This window comes from Cupriavidus sp. R6-3 (assembly GCF_059772245.1).
On the sequence record NZ_JCBAJO010000033.1, the window covers coordinates 25409 to 32572 of the forward strand.

Sequence of the window (7164 nt, forward strand, 5' to 3'; positions counted from 1 at the left end):
ACGAACGGAGCGAAGCGATGCGTGTGCTGCTGATCGAAGACGACACGATGATCGGCGATTCCGTGCGGCTGGCGCTGCGTCAGGAAGGCTTCGCGGTGGACTGGGTACGCGACGGCGAGGCCGGACTGTCGGCCGCCACGCAACCGCCTGGCGTCGCCGCCGGCGGCGCGGCCGAGGGGCAGCACGATCTGGTGCTGCTCGATCTCGGCCTGCCGCGCCGATCCGGTCTTGATGTGTTGTCCGGCATGCGGGCGCGCGGCGTCGCCACGCCGGTGCTGATCCTGACCGCGCGCGATGCGGTCGCCGATCGCGTCGCCGGATTGAACGCCGGGGCCGACGACTATCTGGTCAAGCCCTTCGACCTGCAGGAGCTGGTGGCGCGCATCCACGCGCTGGCGCGGCGCGCGCAGGGCCGCGCCGAGCCGTTGGTCCGCTACGGCGCCATCGTGCTCAATCCGGCCACGCGCGAAGTCACGTTGTCGGGCGAGCCGGTCCATCTGTCGGCGCGCGAATACGCGTTGCTGGCGGCGCTGCTGGCGCGTCCGGGCAAGGTCTGGTCGGTGCCGCAGCTGCAGGAGAAGCTGTACGGCTGGGACGACGAGGTGGGCAGCAACACGGTCGAGGTCTATATCCACGCGCTGCGCAAGAAGCTCGGCCAGGGTTTGATCCGCAATATCCGCGGTGTCGGTTATGTCTGCCCGAAGCTCGATGAAGGCGTGCAGCAGGGGGACAACGGCGGCGAGAAGGACAGCGAGACGGGCAGCGAGACGGGCAGCAAGAAAGACGGCGGCAAGGACAATGAAGCCGCTGGAGGAGCGCGCTGATGCGATCGATCCAGCGGACCCTGCTGTGGTGGCTGGCGCTCGGCCTGCTGGCCGGCATCGCCGCCGCCACCGCGCTGATCTACGGCCAGGCCCGGCAGGAGGCCAACGCGCTGTTCGACTACCAGATGCGCCAGGTCGCGCTCGCGCTGCCGAGCCAGTTCAGCGGCCCGGCGATGCCATCGCTGCCGCCGCCGCTGCCACCCGGCACCGACAATCTGTTCCGTTCCGACGAGGACGTGGTCATCCATATCTGGGACGGCACCGGCCGCAGCCTCTATCTGTCGCATTCGCGGCCGTCGCTGCCGCCGCGCGCGGAGCTCGGCTTTTCCAATGTGCGCACCGACGACGGCGAGTTCCGCATCTACAGCGTGCAGCTCGGGCCGGCGGTGGTGCAGATCGCACAGCCGATGAGCGCGCGCCGCGAAGTGGCGGCGCGGATGGCGCTGCGCACCGTCGCACCGCTGCTGTTGCTGCTGCCGCTGCTGGGCTGGATGGTCTGGCTGGCGGTCGGCCGCGGGCTGCGGCCGGTGCGCGAGATCGCGCGGCAGGTGGGCAAGCGCGATGCCAATGCGCTGTCGCCGCTGGCGGTGGCGCAGATGCCGGCCGAGATCGCGCCGCTGACCGAGGCGCTCAACCTGCTGCTGGCGCGGCTGTCCGACGCGATCGACACGCAGCGCGCGTTCATCGCCGATGCCGCGCACGCGCTGCGCACGCCGCTGACCGCGCTGCAGCTGCAGGCGCAACTGGTCGAACGCGCCGACAGCGAGCCGGCGCGCCGCGAGGCGGTCGGCAATCTGCGCGACGGGCTCGAGCGGCTGACGCATCTGGTGACGCAGTTGCTGACGCTCGCGCGCCACGAGCCCGGCGCGGCCGTCGCTGGCCATCAGCCGGTCGCCTTGCGCGAGCTGGCCGCGACGGTGGTCGGCGAGATGACGCAGGCCGCCCTCGATCGGCATATCGACCTGGGGCTCGACACTACCGATGGCGATGGCGGTGCCGATAGTCGCCATGGTCGGGTTGGTCACGATGGCGACAAAGGTCACGATGGCCGCGATGGAGACTCGGCCGGGCTGACCGTGCAGGGCGACCCCGACGCGCTGCGCATCCTGCTGACCAATCTGATCGACAACGCCCTGCGCTATGTGCCGGCCGGCGGCAAGGTCGACGTGCGCGTGCAGCGCGCGGATGCGGGCCGCGTCGCGCTGATGGTCGCCGACAACGGTCCCGGCATCCCGCCCGAGCAGCGCGCCCGCGTGCTCGATCGCTTCTACCGCCTGCCCGATGCACCGAGCGGCGGCAGCGGCCTGGGCCTGGCCATCGTCGACGAGATCACCCAGGTGCATCGCGCCACGCTGTCGCTGGAAGATAACGAGCCGGGGCTGCGGGTGCGCGTGGTGTTTCCCGCAGCGGGCGACGCACGAGGCGAACGCCGCCACTAGTCCGCGGCATACGGCGGTGGTGGCGATTTTCTCCAATAGCGTACCCGTTTCTGCGTACGGCTTTCGCCAACCGTTTGCATCCTCTGCCCTGCTGTCCCACTGATTCAGGAGGCACTCATGCAGATCGATCTCACCGGCAAGACCGCCCTTGTCACCGCCTCGACCGCGGGCATCGGGCTGGCCATCGCCATCGGCCTCGCGCGCAGCGGCGCCACCGTCATCGTCAATGGCCGCAAGCAGGACACCGTCGAGGGCGCCATTGCCGACGTGGTGCGCGAGGTGCCGGGCGCCACGGTGCGCGGCGTCGCGGCCGACGTCGGCGGCGCCGAGGGCTGCGATGCAATCGTGGCCGCCGAGCCGGCGGTGGACATTCTGGTCAACAACGCCGGCATCTACGGTCCGCGCGACTTCTATGAACTGAGCGACGAGGACTGGACCCGGATCTTTGATGTCAACGTGATGTCGGGCGTGCGGCTGGCGCGGGCGTATACGGCGGCGATGGCGGCGAACGGCTGGGGCCGCGTGGTGTTCATCTCGTCGGAGTCCGCGCTGAACACGCCGGAGGACATGATCCATTACGGCTTCTCGAAGACCGCGCAACTGGCGGTATCGCGCGGCCTCGCCAAACGGCTCAGCGGCACCGGCGTGACCGTCAACGCGGTCTTGCCGGGGCCGACACTGTCGGACGGCCTGCGCGAGATGCTGCGGGAGGACGCGCAGAAGGCGGGGCTGTCGATCGAGGAGGCGGCCGCCGAGTTCGTCAAGGCGCATCGGCCCAGCTCGATCCTCCAGCGCGCGGCCACGGTGGAGGAGGTCGCGCACATGGTGGTCTACGTCTGTTCGCCGCAGGCATCGGCGACCACCGGTGCCGCGTTGCGGGTCGATGGTGGCGTGGTGGATACCATCGCCTGAGCCTGGCGATGGCGGGATGATGCGACGGTGCCATGGTGCGACGGCGTGACGGTGCGATGCCGTGCATCGCACCGTCATGCCGGACCTGGTTTCGCACCGCTGCCAGGCACGCAGAAACGGGTACGCTTTGCGCGCGGCGTCCATATTGATTGAGTTCGCGCGACGCAGAAACGGGTACGGCGCCGCTATCCATCGCCTGCCGGCACGCCGGTTTTACCGGCGGTTTCATCGCAATCAGCCGGCCCATCGACGCTCGCGAACGGGTACGCAGAAACGGGTACGGTTTGCGCGAGGGGCACGCAGAAACGGGTACGCTTTCGCCGGCATGCGGGGGCCCGGTGCGTGCGCGATGCATGCTCGACACGTGTTCCGATGCTTGTCCTGATGCATCTCCAAGGTGTGCCCGAGGCGTGCCCGGACGCATCCACGCCAACGATGAAACGAAAACACCGGCGCGCATGGCGATGCCATGCCGCGCCGGTGTCGTTGTTTCAGGCCCGTATCAGATCCGTATCAGATCCGTATCAGATCCGTATCAGATCCGTATAAGACCCCGGATCAAACCCCGGATCAAACCTCTGCCGGCTCCGACGCGGCGGCACGCGCCGCCACCACCGGCGCGAGCGGCCGCGCCATCCGTGGCGCCTCAGGCAGCGGACCGCAGAAGCCAAAGTCCACCTCCGGCACGCGGCCGCTGATCAGCTCGGCGATCGCGCGTCCCGAGCCGCAGCCGTGGGTCCAGCCCAGCGTGCCATGGCCCGTGTTCAGGTACAGCCCCTGCACCGCGCTCGCGCCGATATACGGCACGTTGCCCGGCGTCGCGGGTCGCAGGCCAGTCCAGTAGCGCGCCAGTTCGGGACGGCTGACACCGGGGAAGATCTCCAGCGTGCGCCGCACGATGGCCTCGCAGCGCACCGGGTTCAGCTCCATCGAATAGCCGTTGAGCTCCGCGGTGCCCGCGATGCGCAGCCGGTCGCCCAGACGCGAGAACACCAGCTTGTACTCGTCGTCGGTCAGGCTGACGCTTGGCGCGCGCTCCGGGTCGAGCACCGGCAGCGTGGCCGAATAACCCTTGGCCGGATAGATATCGAGCTTGACGCCGAGCGGCCGCGCCAGCATCGGGCTGAAGCTGCCGAGCGCGAGCACATAGGCGTCGGCCTGCTCGACGGTGTAGGCGCCGGTCTCGTCGGCGATCTCGACCCCGCGCATGCGACCGCCTTCGGCCAGCAGCCGCTGCACGCGCACGCCGTAGCGGAAGCGCACGCCGCGCGCCTCGCACAGCGCGGCCAGCCCGGTGGTGAAGCGGTGCACGTCGCCGGACTCGTCCTCGCTGGTGTAGGTGGCGCCCGCCAGCCGCGGCGCGATCGAGGCCAGCGCCGGTTCGAGCTTCACCACTTCGTCGGGACCGATCACGCGGCGCTCGCAGCCCAGCTCGCGCATGATGCGCGCCGGCTCGATGGCCGCGTCGAATTCCTTCTGGCTGGTATAGAAGTGCAGGATGCCGCGGGTCAGATGATCGTATTCGATGCCCGTCTCGGCGCGCAGCGCCTGCAGGCTGGCGCGGCTGTAGGTGCCGAGGTTGAGCAGCTGGATCATGTTGCGGGTGGAACGCCGGGCCGGACATTCGCGCAGGAACTTCAGCCCCCACGACCATTGCGCCGGGTCGGCGCGCAGGCGGAACAGCAGCGGTGCGTCCTCGCGTCCCAGCCAGCTGAGCAGCTTCAGCGGCGCCGAGGGGTTGGCCCAGGGCTCGGCATGGCTGACCGAGATCTGGCCGCCGTTGCCGAAGCTGGTTTCGCGTGCCGCGCCGGCATTGCGCTCGAGCACGACGACCTCATGGCCGGCCTTGGACAGATACCACGCCGAGGCCACGCCGATCACGCCGGCCCCCATCACGATGACTTTCATTTCAGGCTCCAGGATGCAAAAAGGGGCAGCCGGCCGGCATCGTCGATGCCAACCCGGCTGCCCCCACTGTCCTTTTGCCTGAGAGATTCACCGCGTCCGCCCCGGACCCGGTTTGCCCCTTCGGCGGCCGTCATCGCTGAACCATGATGGCGGCGCTCTCCAGTTCGTTGTCGTCTCCAGTCTTCGGTACCTGAGCGTTTCGGGGGTACGCCTTCGGCAGCGCTGCCGCCGCGCTGTCGCGCCGCAGGCTCGCTTTCTCCTGGATGGGCGGACAGTAACACGGCGCGGCGGCGGCCGCAACGCGAGTTACTGTGGCGCGGCGGGCGGCGTTCCCTTCCTGCGTGCCTTGTTGGCGTACATCGCCTGGTCGGCCTGCGCCAGCAGGTCGGCGATGCCGGTGTGCCGGGCGGGATCGAAGGCGACCGCGCCGGCGCTGAAATCCAGCGCATAGCCGCGCTGGCTCTGCGCGTTGTACGCGTCCACGACTTGCCGCAGCCGGGCCAGCATCGCGTCGCACTGGTCGGCCGAGGCGTCGACCAGCAGCACGACGAACTCGTCGCCGCCCAGCCGTCCGATCAGGTCGGACTCGCGGAAGGCCTGGCGCAGGTGGTCGGCGAAGGCGGCCAGCGCCAGATCGCCCTCGGCGTGCCCGAAGCGGTCGTTGATGGCCTTGAAGCCGTCCATGTCGAAGAACAGCAGTGTGACGGGCATTCCCTGGCGCTGGCAGACCGCCAGCGCATGCTGCGCCAGCGCCGAGAAGCCGCGGCGGTTCGACAGCATCGTCAGGTCGTCCATCGAGGCCAGTTGCGCCGACTCCAGTTCCTGCTCGGCCAGGCGACCCAGATCGTGCAGCAGCGCCTGATCGTCCTTGTCGAACTCGCGCGGCTCGGTGTCGATCAGGCACAGCGTGCCGACCTTGGCGCCGCCCCGTACCGCGAGCGGGCAGCCGGCATAGAAACGCACGCCGGGCGCGCCCGTGACCAGCGGGTTGTCGTGAAAGCGCTGGTCCTGCAGCGCATCGGGCACGATCAGCAGGTCGTCGCGCAAAATCGCATGGCCGCAGAACGATTGCTCGCGCGGCGTTTCGCGGGCGGCCAGGCCGAACGAGGACTTGAACCACTGGCGCCTGGCATCGACCAGGCTGACCAGCGCGATCGGCACGTCGAACAGCCGCCTGGCCAGGCGGGTCAGCCGGTCGAAGCGCTCTTCGGCGGCGGTATCGAGCAGGTTCAGCGAGTACAGCGCGTCGAGGCGCCGCTGGTCATCGGCGGGAATGGGAGCAGGAATCATCTCGTCAATGCGATCGTTGTTATCCCCGATCGTCGTCTGCCCGTCTCAAGCGGGTTTGTCGCCGGCCGCCGCGGCAGCGCGGGGCCGGTCCATAGGGTCGTTCCATGTGTGGGCGGCCGCATGCGCGGTCGTGGACGTGTCCGCCAGCACCGGTGCGCCGCGGCGCTACACCTCGCGCGTCATCCCTTTCAGATCGATCCACTGCTCGAACTGCTCGGCGGTGACATGGCCGGAGGCGATCGCCGCTTCGCGCAGCGACAGGTTGCGGGCCACCGCGAGCTTGGCGATTTCGGCCGCCTTGTCGTAGCCGATATGCGGATTCAGCGCGGTGACCGGCATCAGCGAGCGTTCGAGCAGCTCGGCGATGCGCGCCCGGTCCGCTTCGACGCCGGCCACCATGTGTTCGGCGAAGCTGGCCGCCGCGTCGGCCAGCAGTGTAACGGACTGCAGCAGGCTGTAAACGATGACCGGCTTGTAGGCGTTCAGTTCCAGCGTGCCCAGGCCGTTGGCCAGCGTGATGGTGGTGTGGTTGCCGATCACGCGGCAGCAGACCATCGCCAGCGCCTCGGCCTGGGTCGGATTGACCTTGCCCGGCATGATCGACGAACCGGGCTCGTTGGCCGGCAGCTGCAGCTCGGCAAAGCCCGCGCGGGGGCCCGAGCCCAGCAGCATGAAGTCGCGCGCGATCTTCAGGAAGGACGAAGCCGTGGTATTGAGCGCGCCGGACAGATCGGCCAGCGCGTCGTGCGCGGCCTGCAGCGCGTAGCGGTTGGCGGCGGGCTCGAACGGCA

6 protein-coding genes and 1 riboswitch are annotated in these 7164 nt (G+C 69.3%); of the genes, 3 read left to right on the plus strand and 3 right to left on the minus strand.

Annotated elements, in window-relative coordinates:
* Nucleotides 1-17 precede the first annotated feature (17 nt).
* From AC6EI8_RS08760 to AC6EI8_RS08770, 3 genes are all read left to right on the plus strand, one after another.
* Nucleotides 18-824: a response regulator gene (locus AC6EI8_RS08760; protein WP_150082303.1), complete on the plus strand. Its 807-nt coding sequence runs from the start codon at nt 18-20 to the stop codon at nt 822-824.
* Entirely contained in the window at nt 824-2263 is a 1440-nt protein-coding gene (locus AC6EI8_RS08765) for an ATP-binding protein (RefSeq protein WP_498381732.1), read from the plus strand. Before AC6EI8_RS08760 ends, AC6EI8_RS08765 begins: the two co-directional genes overlap by 1 nt.
* Nucleotides 2264-2380: 117 nt before the next feature.
* Entirely contained in the window at nt 2381-3175 is a 795-nt protein-coding gene (locus AC6EI8_RS08770) for an SDR family NAD(P)-dependent oxidoreductase (RefSeq protein WP_149318607.1), read from the plus strand.
* A gap of 570 nt (nt 3176-3745) precedes the next feature.
* On the opposite strand, the gene AC6EI8_RS08775 is transcribed toward AC6EI8_RS08770, so the two are convergent.
* The 3 genes from AC6EI8_RS08775 to AC6EI8_RS08785 all read right to left on the minus strand — a co-directional run.
* Complete coding sequence (locus AC6EI8_RS08775) at nt 3746-5083, minus strand: D-amino acid dehydrogenase (protein ID WP_149318608.1); 1338 nt, start codon at nt 5081-5083, stop codon at nt 3746-3748.
* A gap of 56 nt (nt 5084-5139) precedes the next feature.
* Nucleotides 5140-5256: riboswitch (glycine riboswitch) on the minus strand.
* 133 nt (nt 5257-5389) lie between these two features.
* Nucleotides 5390-6373 (minus strand): GGDEF domain-containing protein, encoded by a 984-nt coding sequence (locus AC6EI8_RS08780; protein ID WP_150082305.1) that lies wholly within the window; start codon nt 6371-6373, stop codon nt 5390-5392.
* A 165-nt stretch (nt 6374-6538) separates the two neighbouring features.
* Nucleotides 6539-7164, minus strand: a 626-nt coding sequence (locus AC6EI8_RS08785) for a lyase family protein (RefSeq protein ID WP_498381733.1), incomplete at its 5' end; no start/stop codon positions are given.